At 56.6% G+C, this 1,729-nt stretch carries 2 protein-coding genes; one reads left to right on the top strand and one right to left on the bottom strand.

The window, feature by feature from the left end:
* Positions 1 to 875: hypothetical protein (locus KQI11_RS13015; protein ID WP_216402424.1), on the bottom strand; the 875-nt coding region annotated here is incomplete at its 3' end.
* Positions 876 to 1,089: 214 nt separating this feature from the next.
* Between KQI11_RS13015 and KQI11_RS13010 the strand changes: the two genes are divergently transcribed.
* Positions 1,090 to 1,729 (top strand): RNA polymerase sigma factor (locus KQI11_RS13010; RefSeq protein WP_216402423.1); only part of this gene is annotated, 640 nt, incomplete at its 3' end.

Below are 1,729 nucleotides of genomic sequence, written 5' to 3'. Positions count from 1 at the left end.
ACGGTGACCACGTCCCCGTCCTGCAGGGCCAACTTCTCCTCGTCGCTCATGGTGTTCCCGTCTTCGTCCAACAGCTCGGTGCTCACGAACTGCGGCGTGTAGTGGGTGTACCTCATTGATATAAAATTTCCTTGTATAGAAGTGCCTTCGGGGACTGCCGAACTTTTGGGCCAGCCAATCTGACCTTTAAAAGCAATGCTTCCTGTATCTCCCTTTGCATGAGGTCCTAGAGCACATGAAGTAGTGGGCTTTAAATCCGAGGCATTCTCTGGTTCATGTCCATAACTAACTGTGAGAATTCGCCCATCCGCTTTGTAGGTCACTTTTAAAACATGTGTTCCTTTTATGTCTTTGTCTAAATCCAGCGGTATGCGCTGTAATACCGTAGCATCAGCACCTCCATCAAAATGAGAAATCTCATTTTTCCCTCGACTTGTTCCAATGCGTACAGAATTGCCCCCCACTGAAAAACCTGCAAACGCATGGTTGCAAACATTTGAACTAATAATAGTAAAATCGCTTACAAATTCCCAATCTGCAAGTAGAGAAATATTTGCCTTACTATATGCCTGAGAGTCACTGTACAGATTTCCGTCTGTATTATAACTGCCATAAGTCATGGGGTCATTCTTCCGAGGGTTCGCCAGTGCAAGAAAGTTTTGATAAGTATAAGCTTTTTGATCTTTAGCTACTGCGAAGCCAAATAAGTTTTCAAAGGAGTCGCTCCCCACAAACTCCGAGGAGCTGTCGTCGCCGGAAGGATCCTCCTCCCCCTCGGCCAGGGCCGAAACAGGGGACATCCCCAGGCAGAGGGCTGCCGCCAAACCCAAAGCCACAAGCCGCGCGGGCAGTCCCCTCCATTTTTGCTTTCTCATTGTCTGCTCTCCCCTTTTTCCATTATTTTTCTGTCGCGCGTTCGGGGGCACTACCGCCCCTCTCCCGGCCCGCACCGGAGCTTAACGGACGGCATATCTCCCCCTTCTTTTCTCTAAGAGAAGGGATGGATGAAAAAGTGGTCACAACTTGAAAAGAAAAATTTATTTGTTACAATGGGGAAAACCGACTTGTCGAAAAAAGGGGAAATAACAGGTGAAAAAGGCAACGCACGGGCAGCTTGCCCAGTGGCTGGAAGCGGCCCGCCATGGGGACGAGGCGGCATTTCGCGCCCTCTACGACGCCACCGCCCCCCTGCAAAAGAGCCGGGCTTTGGGGATTTTAAAGGACCCGGAGTTGGCCGGCGAAGCGGTACAGGAGAGCTATCTCGCCTTTTTCCGGTCGATGGGGAACATCCACTCGGGCAAGGCGGTGGTGGCCTACCTCAACAAGACCACCTACTACGCCTGCCTGGCGGTGCTGCGGCGGGAGAAGCGCCCCGCCGAGGGGGAGCAGGCCCTGCTGACCCTGGCCGAGCCGGAGGAAAACGGCCCCGAGGCCCAGGTCGACCGCAGCGACCGACAGCGGCGGCTGCAAGCCGCTCTGGACAGCCTGCCTGACCGCCAGCGCCAGGCGGTGCAGCTGCGCTATTACCAGGGCAAAAAGCTGGCGGAGACCGCCCGGGAGATGGGCTGTTCCCAGAGCACCGTGCAGCGGCTGCTGCGGGAGGCGCAGGGCGCCCTCCGCACCGCCCTGGGCGGCGGGCTGCTCACCGTTTTGCCCCTGGGGGTGGCCGTGCGGGTGGCGAGCCGCGCCCCCCAACCGGCCCGCCGGGTGCCCCGCTGGGCCGCGGCGG

Source organism: Acetanaerobacterium sp. MSJ-12 (genome assembly GCF_018917875.1).
GTDB lineage: Bacteria > Bacillota > Clostridia > Oscillospirales > Ruminococcaceae > Bittarella > Bittarella massiliensis.
This window is presented reverse-complemented; position numbering and strand designations above follow the sequence as displayed.